This is a genomic window from Planococcus sp. APC 3900 (assembly GCF_030407735.1).
Lineage (GTDB): Bacteria > Bacillota > Bacilli > Bacillales_A > Planococcaceae > Planococcus > Planococcus notacanthi.
The window spans coordinates 398,687-417,883 of sequence record NZ_JASDCT010000002.1 but is presented as its reverse complement, the minus strand read 5'-3'; the positions used below and the strand labels follow the sequence as shown (position 1 = coordinate 417,883).

The window sequence follows — 19,197 nt, the reverse complement described above, 5'->3', positions numbered from 1 at the left end:
ATTCATGAATATCCTAATTTCATAAGGAGGACTTGATCAGTGAAGTGGTTGACGAAGAGAACATTAACGACCGCCATCGTCATTGCGGTCTTAATTTTAATTTCCATATACATACTGCCTATTTCCATACCATTAATTATCGCCTTAATTACGGCTATTTTTTTGGAACCACTTGTTAATTTTATACAAAAAAGGTTTAAATGGCGTAGAAAAACCTCTGTGATTTCTGTTTTCATTCTATTTCTTGTTATTGTTTCCGCTTTGCTTTATTGGACCATCACGCAATTGGTTGGCCAAATTATTCAATTTACGAAAATGGTACCCGAATACATCAACTCCCTATCTGCTATGTGGGATGAGTTTCAAGGGTTCTTTTTCCGTTCAACTAGAGATATGCCCGTTGAAGTGGTCTCTTCGTTTGAAACTGAACTTGCGGGCATCATGGAAGAAATCCGCAATTGGATTTTGACCATCGTCAATTACGATACCATTTCAAATCTGCTGACAGGCATCCCTTCTTTTCTCGTCAGCTTTATCGTCTTCCTGATCGCGCTCTTTTTGTTCATGTTGGACTTGCCGGATTTGAAAGTCATGCTTTTCAACCGACTGAAAGATTCAACAGCGGAAAAAGTCCGTTTTATGTTTGCACGTTTGAACAAAGTTATTTTCGGTTTCTTAAAAGCACAATTCCTGGTCAGTTGCATTATCTTTATCGTTTCACTGGCAGCTCTGGCATTTATCGCACCGGAATATGCGATTGTGATGTCCCTGCTGATTTGGCTGATTGATTTCATTCCTATTTTAGGTTCGATCATCGTCCTGACGCCTTGGTTTGCTTACGAGTTCATCACCGGTGACATCGTCCAAGGAACCCAATTGGCTATTCTGGCTTTGGTACTTCTGATCATCCGCCGGACTGTGGAACCGAAAGTAATGGGAACTCAAATCGGCCTGTCTCCTTTAGCGACATTAATAGCCATGTTTATCGGGCTGCAGCTTATCGGCTTCCTCGGATTCTTCGTCGGACCGCTGATTGTCATTCTCTTTACTTCAGCTCGCGAAGCAGGCATGATTAAAATTGATTTTAAAGTATAAAAAAGGAACCCCTGGGGGTTCCTTTTTTTATCCACCTAATATCGCTTTAAATACAGAAGTTGTGTGGCCGCCTTCGTAGAAAACATAAAGCAGCAGATAGACCATAACCCCTGTTATCGCAGTGGAGAACCAGACCACACTGGTGATCGGTCCGATTTTACGGTGTTTCGACAGTTGGTTTTTCCAACCCCAATAGATTGTGATCAAGCCCATAACTCCGCCTGTCGTAGCCAAGGTGATATGGAAAATCAAAAAGACAGTGTAAAAGATTTTCAACTCGTCAGGGCCGCCAAATGCGGTGTTTCCGACAAAAATTGTTCGAGACATATAGATGATGAAGAAAGTCAATGCCGCAGCACCTGCTCCCACCATCACTTTCTTGTGAGCTTCAATTTTGCGGCGACGAACCAGATTCCAGCCGATCGCCACCAAAATTGCGCTTAATACGATAAAAAATGTACTGATAGTCGGCAGTAGCGGCAAATTCATTTAAGTTATTCTCCTTTAAGCATTGTGTCTGTGGTAAGCCATGTCTTTTCGATCCTGTAAAACTTTTGCAGTGATTTCGTCAGCGTTATCGTTTTCATTGCGCAGCCATTCATAGAATACCAACCAGATAAAGACTGTGAAAACGAGCTCTTGAATTATTTTCATTGTAATTCCGCCCGTCCGCTGGTCCTCAATCGTCGACATCGTAGAGAATAACTCAGGCCCTGAAAGGTTCAACTGAGAAAGAGTTCCTGCAGGCACACATAGAGCCATTGCCTGAAGCCAGGCTTCTCCATTCGTATACGTCGCATAGAAAGGTGTATCACTGAAGATGATCAACGCACACGCCGGAGTTACCAATACACTAAGTCCGAATAAGTACGCCAATTTCTTCAAGCCGTGGAATTTATGCACGCCCTCCAAATTGTTGACCACTGGCCACCAATACAAAAGCGCTGACGTGAATAATACGATATTGACAGCGCCGTGGAGAAGAACATCCTGTTTAACAAAATCGAATACCATCGGAATGTGATAAAAAGAAAAGGCCATTCCAAACAGGATCAACGCAAGCATCGGTTTTGTTAAAAGGTTAAATACTGGTTTGATGACAGGCAGCTCAGTGAAAGCCTTCCAAATATAACTCGGAATTCCCATGATCAAAAGCGGTGGAACCAACAGCAGCAATAACGCCATCTGGACCATGTGCATAGTAAACAAAATATGTCCGTATAAATCCACTGGTGAACCTTTAATAATATAAAGTAAAGCGATGCCTGAACTAAAAAGCGCAGCTTGTTTTACACTAAGCGGTTGATTTCCTTTAAATTTCCCACGCCACTTTACAGTGACCAAAAAATAGAGAATCGTCACCAGAACGAGGACTGCTAAGTAATACGGACTCCATAAAGCCTGAAACCCGAAAATACTGATTGGCATTGTAATGGGACCTCCTTTTCCTCAAGTACCCTCATTATATAGTGCTCTTCAAACTATATCAATGAACGAACTATGAACAATCCCAAATGCGCAAGCCCCTTCTTTTGTGGAGAGATGATCAGAGGGCCGATTGCCATTTCTTCTTGCACCAACAAACCGGGCATCTACTTTTTTTCTATATCCGTGGGCATAGCCTTTATTCTTCTCCAGGCCCGTTTTAACGCAGCTTCATGTGCTGAGCTGTAACTTGACCCGAAAGACAAAAACCCCCCTTACCTCGAAAGGTAAAGGGGGTTTAAGAAATTCTACCACCAAACAATTGTAACTAATGCAAGAATGGTGATGAAAGCTACGAACATTCCACAGAACATGAAGAACGCGACCATGCCGTGTCCTTTTCCGCTCATGTGCATGAAGTAGTAAAGCTGAAGAACAACTTGGATTGCTGCAAGCAACAGAACGATTGGAACAATCAAGTAAGCGGAGAATCCAGCAGTAACCATTGTAAAAGCAATCAATGTCAAGAAAATCATGATTGCAAATGTCGCTAAATGGCCACGCATTTCTTCTGCTCTCTTTTTCTTCGTGTATTCGAATTCTGCCTGCGATCTTACATGAATATGTGTATCGTGTGCCATTATCCGATCACTCCCATCAAATAGACGACAGTAAAGATGAATACCCATACGACGTCAATAAAATGCCAGTATAACGAAGCTAAATAGAATTTTGGTGCGTTGTACATATTCAATCCACGTTTTGCGTTGCGTAGCATCAATGCGATAAACCAGCTAAGACCGAACAGTACGTGAGCACCGTGCGTTCCAACTAATGTATAAAACGCTGAACTGAAAGCACTATTCGTATAGCCGAAGCCTAGATGGACATAATGGTTAAACTCATAGATTTCCAACCCTAGGAAAGTTGCACCAAGCAAAACGGTAATTCCAAGCCAAGCCTGCATTGCTTTAAAATTATGGTTTTTCATATGGTACATTGCGTAAACACTTGTCAATGATGATGTCAAAAGAATCATTGTCATTGCAAAAACTAGCGGCAGTTCATAAAGTCCAGCGGCAGAGAATTCCATGCCGCTTGGCCCTTTATCTTTTAAAGCAAGGTAAGTTGCGAAAAGTGATGCAAACGTTACTGTCTCCGCAGCAAGAAGCAACCAGAAACCAATAAACTTATTTTTCCCCTCCATCGTAGCCGTTTCAGGATGTTCCGGCCATGATTGAGGAGTATATTTTTGATTAATGTCCATCGGTGTTGCCTCCCTTCGCGTCTTCAAGTAATTCTGCTTTAGTAATATGGAAGCCCAGATCATCTTTCAATGAACGCAATAGCATTGAACCGAAAGTGATTCCCAGACCAATAATCAACACTGCCAACGCCCATGGCTTGTCGCCATCGAGGAAGTACAATGCTCCGAATGAAGCGATGAACATACCAAGTGAAATTACAAATGGAATGATCGAGCCATTCGGCATATGGATATCGCCAAGAGGTTCAGCGAAAATCATACCTTTTTTGTTGCCATCCATTTTTTCGATCCACACTGAATCAAGACCACGAACTAATGGAGTTTGAGCAAAGTTATAGAACGGCGGTGGAGATGCAATTGCCCATTCCAATGTACGGCCGTCACCCCACGGGTCATTGCCGACGCGCTCGTTTTTAATAGATGTCAATACTACGTTGACTAAAAGGATGATTACACCGATAGCCATGAATACTGCACCAACAGAACTGATTGCGTTGAATAGATCCCAGCCCTGGTCTGCTCCGAACGTGTAAACACGGCGTGGCATACCCATCAAGCCAAGGAAATGCTGAATGAAGAATGTTAAATGGAATCCGATGAAGAAGAACCAGAACGTCCATTTGCCTAATTTTTCACTAAGCATCGTTCCGAACATTTTCGGCCAGTATAAATGTGTACCTGCCAAAATTGCCAGAACCACCCCACCTACAATTACGTAGTGGAAGTGAGCTACGATAAAGTAAGAGTCATGCAACTGGTAATCCAAAGGAGCGATTGCCTGCATTACCCCTGTAACCCCACCCGCAACAAATGACGGAATGAATGCTACAGCGTAGATCATTGGTACTGAGAAGGAAATATTCCCTCCCCATATCGTTAAGAGCCAGTTGAAGATCTTGATACCGGTTGGGACTGCAATGATCATAGTAGCAAGTGCGAAGACAGCGTTGGCTGTTGGCCCTAAACCGACTGTGAACATGTGGTGAGCCCAAACCATGAATCCGTAGAAACCGATAAGGATTGTTGCGAAAACAAGTGCAGTGTAACCGAATAGGCGTTTACGTGAGAAGATCGCAAAGATTTCGGAGAAAATACCGAAAGCCGGCAAAATCAAGATGTAAACTTCAGGGTGACCGAAGATCCAGAATAAATGCTCCCAGATGATCGTGTTACCGCCCATTTCAACTGCAAAGAAGTTAGCGTCGAACATACGGTCGAAGACCATGAAGAAAAGTCCAACAGTAAGTGGCGGGAATGCCAATAAGATCAACGCAGAAGCAACGAAAGTTGTCCATGTGAACAAAGGCATTCTCATGTAAGTCATACCCGGAGCACGCATGTTGATGATCGTTACCAGGAAGTTAATCCCTGCGATCAGCGTACCAAAACCGGAAATCGTTAATCCCAGTGAATAGAAGTCAATGCCTTTTCCTTCGGATGCAAGGGCAAGAGAAGCATAGTTCGTCCAACCTGCATCTGGTGCTCCTCCCATAAACCATGAAAGGTTAAGGAAAATACCACCAAAGAAGAAAAGCCAGAAACCTAGTGAATTCAAGAATGGGAAAGCTACATCACGCGCGCCGATTTGCAAAGGCATAATAGCGTTCATGAAAGCCAGTAAAATCGGCATCGCTGCCAAGAAAATCATGGTAGTACCGTGCATTGTTATAATTTCGTTATATGTTCCAGCACTTAGGAAATCATTCCCTGCTTTAGCCAACTGGACACGGATCAACATCGCTTCCAATCCACCGATCAGGAAGAAGATACCACCTGAGATGAGATAAAGGATTGCGATCTTCTTATGGTCGACCGTTGTCATGAAGTCCCAAATCGTAGCGCCGAAGCCCTTTTTTTGAGCAATAGAACTCACACTGTATACCTCCCTTTTTTAAGCTTTATTTCTACTCTTCGACTGATAAGCCCATTAAATAGGCTGCAAGAGCATCAAGTTCTTGGTCTGTCAATTCGTTACCGCCGTTTAAAGAAGCGGCATCCGGCATCAAGTTGCCCGGCTTGTATTCTTGTGGATCTGCAATCCAGTTTTTAAGGTTTTCTTCATTGTGTTCTAAGTATCCTGCAACACGGTTGCGGTCGCCGAATGTCGCCATGTTAGGGCCTACTCCAGAAGCAGTGACTGCACCTGAAGTTGCGTGACAAGAAATACAAGCTAATCCGTCTTGTCCGAACAATTCTTCACCTTGCTGAGCAAGAGCGCCTTCGGCAGGAGTTGGTTCAGCCTGCATTGCCGTTACCCATTGGTCAAACTCTTCGCGATCTACAGATTTCACTTTGAAATCCATCAATGCGTGAGAAGGTCCGCAAAGCTCAGCACATTTACCGTAGAATACGCCATCTTCAAGCTCTGAAGATTCTTGGTCAAATTCAAGGTAGAAAGTGTTTACGTTTTCAGGGTTAACATCCAATTTACCGCCAATGGATGGAATCCAGAATGAGTGTTTGATATCCGCAGAAATCAAGTTGAAATACACGCGCTCATCAGTCGGTACGACTAATTCTTGTGCAGTTGTAATTCCTTGTTCTGGATATTCAAATTCCCACCAGTAAAGTTTACCGGTTACGTTGACTGTCAAATGAGTCGAATTGCCATCCTCTGCCTGAACGTCCATTGATGTAACGTCAGCCAAATCGAATGTCGAGTACACTGTCGGAACAGCAAGAATTAAAAGAAGAACAATCGGAACAGCTGTCCAGATAAATTCTAATCTCGCGCTTCCTTCGACTTGTTCAGGGATCATGTCTTCTCCCATTTTAGAACGGCGGAACTTAACAATTGCCAATACGAAGATAATCGATACAACAATAATGACAAACAGCATAACGACAGATGATAAAATCAATAGGTTGAATTGATCTTGAGCAACTTTGCCTGCTGGTATTAAAGTTGAAATCTCTTCACGTCCGCATCCCGCAAGAAAAACCAGTAATGTGGTCATCAATGCGAAAAGGCGCCATTTTTTAATCCCTTTCATCATAGCTTTTCATACCCCTCTCTCATATAAATAATTTCTCTTTAGAAATATTGCTCAGACAAAGACAGCGAAAATAATCATTGAAACAAATAAAATGGTCATATAGTTCAATGAATAGATGAACATTGTCTTCGCCCATTTCAAATCATCAATCACTTTAAAACCGCGAATAGCCAATACAAGCCAGCCAATGTTCAAAAGTGTAGCTAAGATGATGAAGCCCGTCCCAAGTTCCATTAATAGGAATGGCAGAGGGATAAGCATTACAACCCATGCAAGCATCGATTTTTTTGTTCGGTGAAAACCCTTAACTACCGGTAGCATGGGAATATTCGCTGCCCGATACTCTTCTGTCCGTTTCATAGCCAAAGCATAAAAATGCGGCGGCTGCCAAATGAACATGATCAGGAATAACGCCCAAGCGCCTGCGCCCAGTGATGGTTCCACAGCAGCCCATCCGATAAGTGGCGGAATCGCACCAGAGATGCTCCCCACAATCGTATTGCTGACATGCCGTCTTTTTGACCACATGGAATATAAGACGACATACGCTAAAACTCCGGCAATTCCTAATACACCAGCGGATATAGAAGCGGAAAACAAAAATATTTCGCCTATAACGATGAAAGAAACAGCGAGTGCCAATACAGCAGATGGCTTAAATCTTCCTGTCACTGTCGGACGTGCTTTCTTACTTTCCATTAACGGGTCTATATCCGTATCGATGTAGTTGTTCATAGCTGCAGAACCCGCAATGATCAGTGCAGAACCGACTATTGTATAGACGAGGATATTCAGCTCACTCAGAAAATGTCTGTCAGAGAACTGGAAGGCGAGCCACAATCCTGTAAAAACAGTAATTAAATTAGAATTCACGATTCCAATTTTTATAAGTGCCAAGAAGTCTTTCAGAAATGTGGACGCTTCCGGAGCTTCGTTCGCCTCTGCAGACATTGCCCGGCCGTTTGACATATAATTCCCCTCCTTTCAAAGTTGTAAGCATATTCCGCTAACCATAACTATATCTAAATTCCAGTTGTTTTTCTACATATAACTGAAATTTCCTGATAAAAGAGATGATTTTCACGCAAATGGTCTCACAAATATCCATCTCCTATCATACATGAACGGCCTCACTATTTTAAGATAGAAAAATAATAGTTTTTGAACAGTTTGTGAAGCTCCAATTATTATGTCCAAATCTTGAAAGTTTCTACTATTGCTGATTTCTCGTTGTGTTTTAAAGAAACTTTCGCTATTATCGAGTATGCAGGTAAATGAATCTTGAAAAGTTTTCTATAGAAAAAAGTAGGTGGTATTTTGCAGCAAAATAGATATATCAAATGGTTTGCCGTTGCGGCTACCATAGGCATGCTGTTTATTCTTCTGGGCGGCGCCCTGGTCACTAAGACCGACAGCGGTTTAGGCTGCGGACGAAACTGGCCAGACTGTAATGGCAAGCTGATCCCGGATAATATTACAGCTGAAGTATTGATTGAATTTTCGCACCGCCTTGTTACCGGGGTCGTCGGTATCCTGATAGTCATTTTAGCAGTATGGGCCTGGAGAAAATTCGGCCATGTACGAGAAACAAAATTTTTGGCAATTATGGCCGTTTTCTTTTTAGTTCTGCAGGCATTGATTGGTGCAGCACAAGTTCTTTGGGGACAAGGTGATTTCATCTTAGCTCTTCACTTTGGCATCTCCCTGCTGTCGTTTGCTTCCATCTTATTATTGACGCTGCTGATCTTTGAAGTGGATCGGAAGTTTGACGCTGATCGTTTGCAGATCGGCAAAAAATTGCGCTTCCATACAATAGGCGTTACGTTATACTCCTACATCGTAGTCTATACGGGCGCTTTAGTACGCCATACCGAATCCAGTTTGATCTGCGCGGATTGGCCACTATGCCGAAACGATGACTTTGCATTGCCCAGCAATATGTACGAATGGGTCCAAATGGGCCATCGCGCTGCAGCCGGCTTAATCGTCATCTGGCTCGGTTACATTGCCTGGCACGCATTCAAGCAATACAAAGACCAGCGTGTCATCTATTGGGGTTGGATCATCGCTTTCATCATCGTCCTTCTTCAAGCGACCACCGGCATGCTCGTTGTTTTGACAAAGCTGAATTTGTTTGTGGCACTTCTTCACTCGCTGCTCATCTCTATGCTTTTCGGTTTATTGTGCTATATGGTGCTGCTCGTTTCACGCAGCCGAATTAAAAAGTAAAAACAAAAATGGCTGGCGCTTTGGCGCCAGCCATTTTTTATTTTTTCTCCATTTCAATCAATAGGTCGCCTGTAGAAATGCCATCACTTGCCACTACATGGATATCTTGAATGGTTCCATCAAACGGAGCCTGAACAGTCGTTTCCATCTTCATTGCTTCAGTTACCAGCAAGTGATCTCCACGTTTCACCTTAGTGCCTTTTTCCGTTAGGACTTTTAATACTGTCCCCGGCATAGTCGCCGCAATATGGCTTTCATTGGTCGGGTCTGCTTTCGGTTTAGCGGTACTGTCCGTTTCCACCGTCATGTCCTGAATGCTGACTTCACGTGGTTGGCCGTTCAATTCGAAATAGATGATGCGCGTTCCATCTTTTTGCGGTTCGCCAATTGATACCATCTTGATCATCAATGTCTTGCCTTTTTCAATTTCCACTTCAATTTCTTCCCCTAATCTCATCCCATACAAGAATGTCAGGGTGTCGAGAACAGAAACATTTCCGAACTGAATATTGGTAGCTGTATACTCCTCAAATACCTTCGGATAAAGCGCGTAAGCCAAAACCTCATGGCTTGTAACCGGACGCTCCAACTTGTCGTAAAGAGTTCTTTTGATTTCATCGAAATCAGCAGGATCCAGCAATTCGCCAGGGCGAACTGTAATCGGTTGGCGCTCTTTCAAAATAACTTTCTGAAGCTCTTCAGGGAATCCGCCATGAGGCTGTCCAATATAACCTTCAAAGAATTCGATGACTGATTCAGGGAAATCGATTGTTTGCCCTTTTGAGATGACAGTCTCTTCATCCAACTCGTTTTGAACCATGAACAAAGCCATGTCTCCCACCACTTTAGAAGAAGGCGTTACTTTTACGACATCCCCAAACAGCAGGTTGACGCGTGAGTACATGGTTTTGACTTCTTCCCAGCGCAATCCAAGCCCAACTGCTTTTGCTTGCTGCTGGAGATTGCTGTACTGTCCGCCTGGCATTTCATGCTCATAGACTTCTGCATGCGGACTGTTCATGCCACTTTCAAAGTCAACATAGTACTTGCGGACATCTTCCCAGTAATGGGACAATTTTTCGATTCCTTTAATATCTGCTCTGACTTCACGCCCGCTGCCGCTTGTTGCGTAATAAAGTGAATTGGCGCTTGGCTGTGACGTCAGCCCTGCCATCGATCCAAGTGCGGTATCTACGATGTCCACGCCTGCTTCGATGGCTTTTGAGTACAAATAGATGCCGTTGCCGCTTGTATCATGTGTGTGAAGATGGATCGGCAATGAAACCGTATCTTTTAATTCGGATACCAAGCGATACGCTGCTTCCGGTTTCAAAAGACCCGCCATATCTTTAATGGCCAGAATATGGGCGCCCGCTGCTTCCAGCTCCTTGGCCATATCCTTGTAGTATTGAACCGTGTACTTGTCACGGCTTGGATCCAGGATGTCTCCTGTGTAGCAAATCGCTGCTTCAGCGATCTTGCCGGATTGGCGGACTTCATCAATCGCCACTTCCATTCCTTTGATCCAGTTCAAGCTATCGAAGATGCGGAATACATCGATTCCTGCATCACCGGACTTGCGGACAAATTCGCGAATGACATTATCCGGATAGTTTTTGTATCCGACGGCATTGGCGCCGCGGAACAGCATCTGGAACAACACATTCGGAATTTCCTGGCGCAGTTTAATCAGGCGAGCCCATGGATCTTCTTTGAGGAATCTGTAGGATACGTCAAAAGTGGCGCCTCCCCACATTTCCAGTGAAAACAGGTCATTCTGCAACTGAGAAGTTTCTTTGGCGATTTCAAATAAATCATGTGAACGGACGCGCGTTGCCAATAACGATTGGTGGGCATCACGGAATGTTGTATCCGTCAACAAGACATCTTTTTGCTCATGTATCCATTTCGTCAATCCGTCAGCACCCTGCTGATCGAAAATCTGCTTTGTCCCGCTTGGTGCCGGAGCTAATAGATCCACTTCCGGTTTGCGCGGCGCTGCATGAATCGGTTTGTTGTTCTTCTCGATCCCTGGGAAACCGTTGACGGTCACATTGCCGATATAGCTCAATAACTTCGTACCGCGATCCTGTCTTACCGGGAAGATGAACAATTCCGGTGTGCTGTCGATAAAGCTTGTATCAAAGTCACCTTTGATGAAATTTTTATGCTTGACGACATTTTCCAGGAACGGGATGTTCGTTTTGATTCCCCGGATACGGAATTCCTGAAGGTTGCGGTCCATTTTACCGGCAGCTTCCTTGAACGTTACGGCCCATGTAGATACTTTCACCAAAAGCGAATCGTAATAAGGTGAAATTACAGCACCCTGGAAGCCATTTCCTGCATCCAGACGGACACCGAATCCTCCACCAGAACGATAAACCATCAATTTCCCGGCATCGGGCATAAAATCGTTTAATGGATCTTCTGTTGTTACACGGGATTGGATCGCGTAACCGAATAACGGAATATCCTTTTGCTGTGGAATGCCCACTTCTTCACTATGGATCATATGCCCTCTGGCAATATGGATCTGTGCATGGACAATGTCGATTCCTGTGATCATTTCTGTAATGGTATGTTCCACCTGAATGCGCGGATTCACTTCAATAAAGTAAAATTCATCGTTTGCTACAAGGAATTCGACAGTTCCCGCATTTATGTAGTCAATGTTTTTCATCAATTTAACTGCAGCATCACAAATCTCATTACGCAATTCGTTGCTGATTGAATTGGAAGGCGCGATTTCTACGACTTTTTGGTGGCGGCGCTGAATTGAACAATCTCTTTCATACAAATGAACGACATTGCCTTCTGTATCGCCTAATATTTGAACTTCGATATGTTTTGGCTTCTCAACGAACTTTTCAACGTACATTTCATCCGATCCAAAAGCCGCTTTCGCTTCGGACTTTGCGCGTTCATATGAAGATGCCAGCTCTTCCTGCGTTCTGACGATGCGCATTCCGCGTCCTCCACCGCCAAGAGAAGCTTTGATCATTAACGGAAACCCAGCTGTTTTACTGAATTCTTCAACTTCCTGTAATGACTCTACAGGACCATCTGTTCCTGGAATTACGGGAATGCCTGCAGCGATCGCCTGAGTACGCGCTTTCACTTTGTCACCGAACATGTCTAAATGTTTGGAGCTCGGGCCAATAAAGACAATTCCTTCTTCTTCACAGCGTCTTGCAAAATGGACGTTTTCCGACAAGAAACCATATCCTGGGTGAATTGCATCCACGCCGGAATCTTTTGCGATGCGAATGATATCTTCAATATCCAAGTAAGCATCAATCGGCTTTTTGCCTTTACCCACTAAATAGGATTCATCTGCTTTGTAGCGATGATACGAACCGCTGTCTTCCTGTGAGTAAATCGCAACAGTTTGAATTTTCAGTTCTGTACAAGCGCGGAAAACCCGAATAGCGATTTCTCCGCGGTTTGCTACCAAGATCTTGTTAATCTCCTTCACACCACAGCACACCCTTTACTTTTTCGTTTTTTCGTATTTATTGAACATGGAAACATTCATTAATACTCCCATAGCTAAAGATAACAAAATTACCGAGGTTCCGCCATAGCTTATAAAAGGAAGTGTGACTCCAGTTAACGGAATTATGCCCGTCAAGCCACCTAAATTAACGAAAGATTGAATTCCGATCATGCTGGCAACACCCGCTGCAAGCATTCTTGCCAACGGATCATGCGTGGTCATGGCAATCCAAAGCCCCCGCAAAACAATGAAAGCCAGTCCGCCTAAAACGAAAACGACACCCAGGACTCCCAGTTCTTCAGCAATGACAGACATGATGAAATCCGTATGCGGTTCCGGAAGATAGCCAAGCTTCTGTATGGATTGGCCGAGTCCCAGCCCGCTTAATCCACCGGATCCGATAGCCAGATACCCATTGACTATTTGAAAGCCAAAGCCCAGCTCATCGGAAAACGGATTAAAGAATGCATCTAAACGGCCAAGGCGTTTCTCGGTAAAAATCATGTCTCCAGCAAATAGCATGAAAGGCACAATAATGATTGATGCTGCAGCGATAAAAACACCAGCCAGACGGATAAAGGGTTTTAACCGAACCCCACTTGCCGACATGACTGCTAAACCAACTGACCCGATAATCAACATCGAACCAAGATCCGGTTCAAGAAATACCAAAAATAAGACGAGCGTCAAAATAATAACCGGTGGAATGATGGATTCATTCAGCTTGTTGATGGTTCCTTTATTGTATTTGTTTGAAAAAACACCAGCCAAGTACAAGATGATGCCGACTTTCGCCACTTCAGACGGCTGGATATTGGCAAATCCGAGGCTGATCCAACTTTTTGCCCCACCTGCTGCAAATCCAATAAAATGAACAGCTATCAATCCGGCAAAAACAACAGTTAAAATCGTCACCATCATCCAGCGTTTTTTAAAATGCTTGTATGGAAAGATTGCGGCCACTACAAAGACCGGGAATGCGATGGCTAAGTTGATTAATTGCTGTATGTAAAAACGATCGGGCGCTGAACCGTAATAGTTGACCGACCAGGCCATACTTGAACTGTAGATCATGATCAATCCGAATAAGGTCAGTGCTAAGTATGCGAAAAATAATGGGTAGTCGAAGAATTTTGCGTATTTCTTGATGTAAGATTTCATTTTTATACCTCTTTTAATTTGATAGTTTTAATGGCAAAAGCGCAAGCGGCCTACACTCGCTTCGCTTGCGGCTTTCGCAGTGCTGAATGATTATACTTCTTAAATTGTAAAAAACTCAAACAGCGTTCGTTTGAGTTTTAGATCATTTATTTGTATACGCTTCATGCAGAATGGAAAGTTTCTTCTCCAGCGTATCCATTAAATTTTTTCCAGCCTCACGTTCAATGAGCCCCAGCTTTACCGCAAAATCAATTTCGCGTGAAAGACCGAACATTTGGGTGTCAAGCACCTCTTCGTATAAAGGACAAGATGGCAATGTCAAATGGTCCATTTGCACCTTAATCAGCTGCTCGATTTTTTCTGCATCAGCTTTGAGGAGTTCTAAAGCCTTCAGATGGTATGTTTGTTCTTCTGTATGTTCCATGAGGACTCCCCCATTTTATGAGTTTTCTTCTCTATTTTCCTGTTTAAAGTGTATCTTTTAAGGAGGGAAAATGCAAGCCTCTATAAAGAAAGAGATGAATCCCTTTGGCAACTTGACACAAAAAGGTATACTGTTAAGAGAATGAATATTTTAATGGAGGGTTTACCCATGGAATTTATCGTACCTTTTAAAGGTGAAGTGAAGTTCAAACTAGTATTAGATCCCACTGTCTGGATTTTTGATGACCGTAAATTGAATCTGGAGACGTATTTCCAGGAAGAGCGGATAGAGAAAGACGAACTTGAAGAGTATAAACGCGGAATGGGCGAGCATTGGTCCCGTGAAATCATGGAAGGCAATACCGTTCCGCCTACCTTGAATTCAGAAAAAACGTATAAGAGCAAAGAAAAGAAAGAGATGCTGACAGGTACGTTCGGTATCGCATTCAAGCCATTCCTATTAAATGCAGAACCATTTGAACACACTAAGCGCGTTGTTTTCGAAACGGCGAATGGAGAGTTCGAATTCCCGATTGAACATGCCCAACAGCTGATTTTCAAATTCAGTGAAAAAGGACAGCCTCTAAGAGAAAATGGCCCTGTCCATGTGTTGCTTCCGGATGGCTCCAATCAGGATAATCCGATTACCGATATCCAAGCCATCCGATTCGAATAGGAGTGATAGACCATGCGTGTCCAATGCGTAATCTGCGATAAAATTGAAGAATTAGTGGATGATACCTTACAGGCCAAGCGCTTGCGCAACCGGCCCATCCACACTCATATGTGCAATGAATGCCATGACCGTATCACCGAAAGGACCAAAGAACGCCTGGCGACCGGTTCCTTCCGTTTTTACCGCAGCTCCCGCAGTATTGAGGATGACTTCTGATGAAGCTCTTAAAAGGTCTCTGGATCGGTTTTTGGAGCGGGTTGATATTGGGGCTTCTGCTGAAATGGATTCAATCTGTCACTGGCGAACAAGTATATACCCTGTTGCTGAATGTCGATTTTATCCCGTTGATCGGCGATGTGCAATGGTCTGAGATAACCGAATTCATTTTCCACTTGCTCATTTCACTTATCATTGGCGTTGTTTATGTCTATTTGGCCAAAAGACGCAAGTATCCATTCGGCCAACTAGTGCTGATCAGCCTGTTCCTGTCCGTGCCTTTTCCGTTTCTCTATTTCTTGTTATCCTGGCTGGCAGTCGAAGCTGATGTGCCTGCAGCCACTGATTGGGGAGCGTTTCTTTATTGGCTATTCGGACATCTTACTTATGCTTTATTATTGCCGATCCTTTACAAAACCTTTGAACGCAAAAACGCTGTATCTCAATGAGATACAGCGTTTTCGCGTTTTTCGCGCCATAGGCGGATTTTATAAAGGATCAGAATAAGCGCCGCAATGACTAGCCCCTCCACAATCGGCAGGAAGAAGGCTAAGAAAGTTAGCCCCAATCCTCCGACCGCAAGAAACAGGCCGATTACTACGTTTTTCCCAATTGATAGCTTTTTAGCAAACCCCAATTTATAAACAAATGCCGAAAGCAGGAAGATGACTGCAAAAAGTGCATATCCTGCAGCTTCGAAACTTGGCATACTTTGGTATAGAATTCGGGCTACCGGATACATATTGTCATAGACAAAAGCTTGATCGTCCACGGATTATACATCCTTCCATTCCACTTATTCTTCGATGGCAACTTTTTTCTTCTTAGCCATACGCTCACGTTCAGCTTTATCAAGAATTTTTTTGCGCAAACGAATCGTTTGTGGTGTAATTTCACATAACTCATCATCATTCAAGTATTCAAGTGCTTCTTCAAGACTCATCAAACGTGCTTTTTTCATCGTAGTCGTTTGGTCTTTGTTGGCTGAGCGGATGTTCGTTGCAGCTTTGATTTTTACAATGTTCACTGTCAAGTCACTATCACGGTTATGTTCTCCAACGATCATGCCTTCATAGATTTCAGCACCGACTTCAACAAATGCAGTACCGCGGTCTTCGATGCCCATCAAGCCGTAAGTCGAAACTTTACCGCGCTCCATAGATACCAATACACCTTGGCGACGTCCACCAACACGGCCAGAAGCAACTGGCTGGTAGCTGTCGAATGTATGGTTGATGATTCCGTATCCGCGAGTCTGTGTAAGGAATTCAGTTGTGTAACCGATCAATCCACGAGCCGGTACGTTAAACACCAAACGGACTTGTCCGCTTCCGTTATTGACCATATCCAGCATTTCGCCTTTACGTTCGCCTAATGATTCAATGATTGCGCCTGTATATTCTTCAGGAACATCCACTTGAACGCGTTCAACAGGTTCGCAGCGAACTCCGTCTACCATGCGGACGATAACTTCTGGTTTTGAAACTTGAAGTTCAAATCCTTCACGGCGCATGTTTTCGATCAAGATCGACAAATGCAGCTCTCCGCGTCCAGATACAATCCATGCATCCGGTGAATCTGTAGGTTCTACACGCAATGATACATCAGTCTGCAATTGTGCATCCAAACGTTCCTGGATTTTTCTTGACGTAATCCACTTACCTTCTTTACCTGCAAACGGGCTGTTGTTTACTAGGAAAGTCATTTGCAAAGTAGGCTCGTCGATGCGCAGGATCGGCAATGCTTCTTGATGATCCTGTGGACAAACTGTTTCCCCAACGTTGATGTCTTCCATACCAGAAATGGCAATCAAATCTCCAGCTTCCGCTTTTTCGATTTCCACCCGTTTAAGGCCCATGAAACCGTGCATTTTCGTCACACGGAAGTTTTTGAATGACCCGTCAAGTTTCATTAAAGAAACCGATTGGCCAACTTCGATTGTTCCGCGGAATACGCGGCCGATTCCGATACGTCCAACATAATCGCTGTAATCAAGAAGAGCTACCTGGAATTGAAGTGGCTCATCTCTGTTATCGATTGGCGCTGGGACGTGTTCCAGGATCGCATCATAAATGACCTGCATGTTTTCTTCCTGATCAGCAGGATCTGAAGAAAGACTTGCTGTGCCGTTCATGCCTGATGCAAAGATAACCGGGAATTCCAATTGATCGTCATTCGCTTCAAGTTCAATGAACAATTCGATGACTTCGTCAACCACTTCTTCAGGACGTGCAAAGTCACGGTCAATTTTGTTTACAACAACGATTGGCTTCAAGTTTTGTTCCAATGCTTTTTTCAGAACGAAGCGTGTCTGTGGCATACAGCCTTCGTACGCGTCTACTACTAATAGAACACCATCAACCATTTTCATGATACGTTCAACTTCTCCGCCGAAATCAGCGTGTCCAGGAGTATCCAAAATGTTGATTTTAGAATCTTTGTATTGGATTGCAGTATTTTTCGCAAGAATCGTAATTCCGCGTTCTCTTTCGATATCGCCAGAATCCATCGCACGTTCTTCAACGTGTTCGTTTGAACGGAAAGTTCCGGATTGTTGTAGAAGTTGATCCACTAGAGTTGTTTTACCATGGTCAACGTGGGCAATAATAGCAATGTTTCTTAGGTCGTTACGTAATTTAGTCATAATTTCACTCCAATATTCTTTTTTCATGCCTATAACTGTGCTAGTATAGCACATATAGGTGTAAAACCCTAAGATTTTATTTCAGGCTATATGCTACAGGAGGAAAATCGCTTGATTGGCTTATTGAAAAACGTAAAATGGATATTTGTCTTTTATTCTATTGCAGCATTGCTGGCGATGGCAGGAATCGGCTTAGCTGTAGGCCTGCGCAGCGTTTTGGGTATTTTCGCAGCAATTTTGGTGCTTTGCCTGATTATGGGCATGGGCTTTAAGAAAAAGAAAGAGATGCGGGAAGCCGGATTACTGTAATTATAAAAAAAGATGCGGAATTCCGCATCTTTTTTTACTTGAGTCGGATGTATTTTTTCAACAGCTCCTGATGGATGGCTGGATTAGCTGCAATAAATGTATCTTGCTTCAATAGATTTGCAGGTTCCCCTTTAAAGTTCGTCGTTACCGCCCCAACTTCCTGGGCTATGACCATGCCACCGGCGATGTCCCACGGCGATAGCCTCATCGAGATATAAGCATCAACCCGTCCGCTTGCCAAATAAGCAAGCTCTAGAGCCGCGGAGCCATAAGAACGCATGCCCCGTACGTCACGGATCAATTGAAGAGTTCCTTCATGGTCAAGATAACGGTTCGGCACTGCCCATGTTGCATTCATAGCAACAATCGATTCAGCAATCACCGTCTCCATAAGCGGCCGCATCTGTTCATCATTATAATAGGCTCCTCTTCCTTTAACTCCGTGGTATAAATCATCATTGACAACATCATAGATATAACCTAATTGGCCAACTCCATCTTTGAAGATTCCCAACGAAATAGCAAAGTTGCGTTTTTGATGCACAAAATTCATCGTCCCGTCAATTGGGTCCAACATCCAGATAACCCCTTCTGAGCTTTGAATATCATCTCCAAAGCCTTCTTCCCCAAAAATTCGGTGGCCCGGAAAATCTCGCCGGATGCGGGCTATGAAAAATTGTTCAATTTCTTTATCGATGTTCGTCACCAAATCATTGGCATTCGATTTTGATTCAATGGTGATATCCGTTAAGAAAGAATTGCGGATGCGATGCCCCGCCTCTTTGATCAATGACTTTATGTACAAATCCATTGCGTGCAAATCCATATGTGTATCCCCTTTCCTCTTTGTTTCAGTATAACGAAAAAGGCATCTGCTGTCTTACTTCAGCAGATGCCTTTAATGTATAGACGTATTAGAGCGCATGAAGGGCCTCCAGTTCCACGTGAATCTCTTGAAGCCGCTGCTTGCTTTTCGACATTTGTTGATCGTCTTTTTGCTGCATCGCATCGTATAAAGAAGCAAGTTCATAATCAAGTTCCAGTTTCAGCACATGTACATATTCCTTCTCTACATCCGCTTTGCGGATTATCTGAATCATCTGTTTCATAATGAGCACCCCTTTCTCATCATACTCCGAAAATTCTGACTAATATTGTTACAATTATTATAATACCACTTTCTTCTAATGAAATCCATTGGCAGAAACGTATTTATATTCTTTTTTCCCAAACTTCGTTAAAATGAAACCTGATTAC

Annotated in this window: 20 protein-coding genes; 6 read left to right on the top strand and 14 right to left on the bottom strand. The window is 43.5% G+C overall.

The window, feature by feature from the left end; all coding sequences use genetic code 11:
- Positions 1 to 39: 39 nt before the first annotated feature.
- Positions 40 to 1,095, top strand: a complete 1,056-nt coding sequence (ytvI, locus tag QMA04_RS06025; protein WP_191713970.1) for a sporulation integral membrane protein YtvI — start codon at positions 40 to 42, stop codon at positions 1,093 to 1,095.
- Positions 1,096 to 1,122: 27 nt separating this feature from the next.
- On the opposite strand, the gene QMA04_RS06020 is transcribed toward ytvI, so the two are convergent.
- From QMA04_RS06020 to cyoE, 7 genes are all read right to left on the bottom strand, one after another.
- Positions 1,123 to 1,584 carry a DUF420 domain-containing protein gene (locus QMA04_RS06020; RefSeq protein WP_191713969.1) on the bottom strand — a complete coding sequence of 154 codons (462 nt, stop codon included), beginning with the start codon at positions 1,582 to 1,584 and terminating at the stop codon, positions 1,123 to 1,125.
- A 15-nt stretch (positions 1,585 to 1,599) separates the two neighbouring features.
- Positions 1,600 to 2,523, bottom strand: a complete 924-nt coding sequence (gene ctaG, locus QMA04_RS06015) for a cytochrome c oxidase assembly factor CtaG (protein ID WP_191713968.1) — start codon at positions 2,521 to 2,523, stop codon at positions 1,600 to 1,602.
- 305 nt (positions 2,524 to 2,828) lie between these two features.
- Positions 2,829 to 3,161 (bottom strand): cytochrome c oxidase subunit IVB, encoded by a 333-nt coding sequence (ctaF, locus tag QMA04_RS06010; RefSeq protein ID WP_191713967.1) that lies wholly within the window; start codon positions 3,159 to 3,161, stop codon positions 2,829 to 2,831.
- Positions 3,161 to 3,787, bottom strand: coding sequence for a cytochrome (ubi)quinol oxidase subunit III (locus QMA04_RS06005; RefSeq protein WP_191713966.1), 627 nt, complete (start codon positions 3,785 to 3,787; stop codon positions 3,161 to 3,163). The genes ctaF and QMA04_RS06005 overlap by 1 nt, the downstream gene beginning before the upstream one ends.
- Positions 3,777 to 5,660: a cytochrome c oxidase subunit I gene (locus QMA04_RS06000; RefSeq protein ID WP_290184540.1), complete on the bottom strand. Its 1,884-nt coding sequence runs from the start codon at positions 5,658 to 5,660 to the stop codon at positions 3,777 to 3,779. The genes QMA04_RS06005 and QMA04_RS06000 overlap by 11 nt, the downstream gene beginning before the upstream one ends.
- 31 nt (positions 5,661 to 5,691) lie before the next feature.
- Complete coding sequence (gene coxB, locus QMA04_RS05995; RefSeq protein ID WP_290184537.1) at positions 5,692 to 6,783, bottom strand: cytochrome c oxidase subunit II; 1,092 nt, start codon at positions 6,781 to 6,783, stop codon at positions 5,692 to 5,694.
- Between the two features lie 51 nt (positions 6,784 to 6,834).
- Entirely contained in the window at positions 6,835 to 7,752 is a 918-nt protein-coding gene (gene cyoE / locus QMA04_RS05990) for a heme o synthase (RefSeq protein WP_290184535.1), read from the bottom strand.
- 348 nt (positions 7,753 to 8,100) lie between these two features.
- Between cyoE and QMA04_RS05985 the strand changes: the two genes are divergently transcribed.
- Complete coding sequence (locus tag QMA04_RS05985; RefSeq protein ID WP_191713962.1) at positions 8,101 to 9,012, top strand: COX15/CtaA family protein; 912 nt, start codon at positions 8,101 to 8,103, stop codon at positions 9,010 to 9,012.
- Between the two features lie 37 nt (positions 9,013 to 9,049).
- Here the strand turns inward: QMA04_RS05985 and pyc are convergent, their stop codons facing one another.
- From pyc to QMA04_RS05970, 3 genes are all read right to left on the bottom strand, one after another.
- Positions 9,050 to 12,490 (bottom strand): pyruvate carboxylase, encoded by a 3,441-nt coding sequence (gene pyc / locus QMA04_RS05980; RefSeq protein WP_191713961.1) that lies wholly within the window; start codon positions 12,488 to 12,490, stop codon positions 9,050 to 9,052.
- 15 nt (positions 12,491 to 12,505) lie between these two features.
- A complete protein-coding gene (locus QMA04_RS05975; protein ID WP_191713960.1) occupies positions 12,506 to 13,672 on the bottom strand; it encodes an FtsW/RodA/SpoVE family cell cycle protein in 1,167 nt (388 codons plus the stop codon).
- A gap of 142 nt (positions 13,673 to 13,814) precedes the next feature.
- The gene (locus QMA04_RS05970) at positions 13,815 to 14,096 is read right to left on the bottom strand and encodes an Fpa/YlaN family protein (protein ID WP_058384833.1); all 282 of its coding nucleotides are present in this window, start codon (positions 14,094 to 14,096) and stop codon (positions 13,815 to 13,817) included.
- A gap of 168 nt (positions 14,097 to 14,264) precedes the next feature.
- Here QMA04_RS05970 and QMA04_RS05965 point away from each other — a divergent pair, with 168 nt between their 5' ends.
- From QMA04_RS05965 to QMA04_RS05955, 3 genes are read left to right on the top strand one after another with little or no spacing between them, the layout of a single operon-like run.
- Positions 14,265 to 14,771, top strand: coding sequence for a peptidyl-prolyl cis-trans isomerase (locus QMA04_RS05965; protein WP_191713959.1), 507 nt, complete (start codon positions 14,265 to 14,267; stop codon positions 14,769 to 14,771).
- 12 nt (positions 14,772 to 14,783) lie between these two features.
- The gene (locus tag QMA04_RS05960) at positions 14,784 to 14,987 is read left to right on the top strand and encodes a YlaI family protein (RefSeq protein ID WP_146556486.1); all 204 of its coding nucleotides are present in this window, start codon (positions 14,784 to 14,786) and stop codon (positions 14,985 to 14,987) included.
- Entirely contained in the window at positions 14,987 to 15,436 is a 450-nt protein-coding gene (locus QMA04_RS05955) for a hypothetical protein (RefSeq protein ID WP_191713958.1), read from the top strand. Before QMA04_RS05960 ends, QMA04_RS05955 begins: the two co-directional genes overlap by 1 nt.
- Here QMA04_RS05955 and QMA04_RS05950 read toward each other — a convergent pair.
- The gene (locus tag QMA04_RS05950) at positions 15,430 to 15,759 is read right to left on the bottom strand and encodes a YlaH-like family protein (RefSeq protein ID WP_191713957.1); all 330 of its coding nucleotides are present in this window, start codon (positions 15,757 to 15,759) and stop codon (positions 15,430 to 15,432) included. The two genes, QMA04_RS05955 and QMA04_RS05950, sit on opposite strands and share 7 nt — an antisense overlap.
- Before the next feature lie 24 nt (positions 15,760 to 15,783).
- Positions 15,784 to 17,631 (bottom strand): translational GTPase TypA, encoded by a 1,848-nt coding sequence (typA, locus tag QMA04_RS05945; protein ID WP_290184527.1) that lies wholly within the window; start codon positions 17,629 to 17,631, stop codon positions 15,784 to 15,786.
- 111 nt (positions 17,632 to 17,742) lie between these two features.
- On the opposite strand from typA, the gene QMA04_RS05940 reads away from it, so the two are divergent.
- Positions 17,743 to 17,940 carry a YlaF family protein gene (locus tag QMA04_RS05940; RefSeq protein ID WP_301610274.1) on the top strand — a complete coding sequence of 66 codons (198 nt, stop codon included), beginning with the start codon at positions 17,743 to 17,745 and terminating at the stop codon, positions 17,938 to 17,940.
- A gap of 34 nt (positions 17,941 to 17,974) precedes the next feature.
- On the opposite strand, the gene QMA04_RS05935 is transcribed toward QMA04_RS05940, so the two are convergent.
- The gene (locus QMA04_RS05935) at positions 17,975 to 18,766 is read right to left on the bottom strand and encodes an inositol monophosphatase family protein (RefSeq protein WP_191713955.1); all 792 of its coding nucleotides are present in this window, start codon (positions 18,764 to 18,766) and stop codon (positions 17,975 to 17,977) included.
- A gap of 88 nt (positions 18,767 to 18,854) precedes the next feature.
- On the bottom strand, positions 18,855 to 19,049 hold the full coding sequence (locus QMA04_RS05930) for a hypothetical protein (protein WP_191713954.1): 195 nt from the start codon (positions 19,047 to 19,049) through the stop codon (positions 18,855 to 18,857).
- Positions 19,050 to 19,197: the final 148 nt, after the last annotated feature.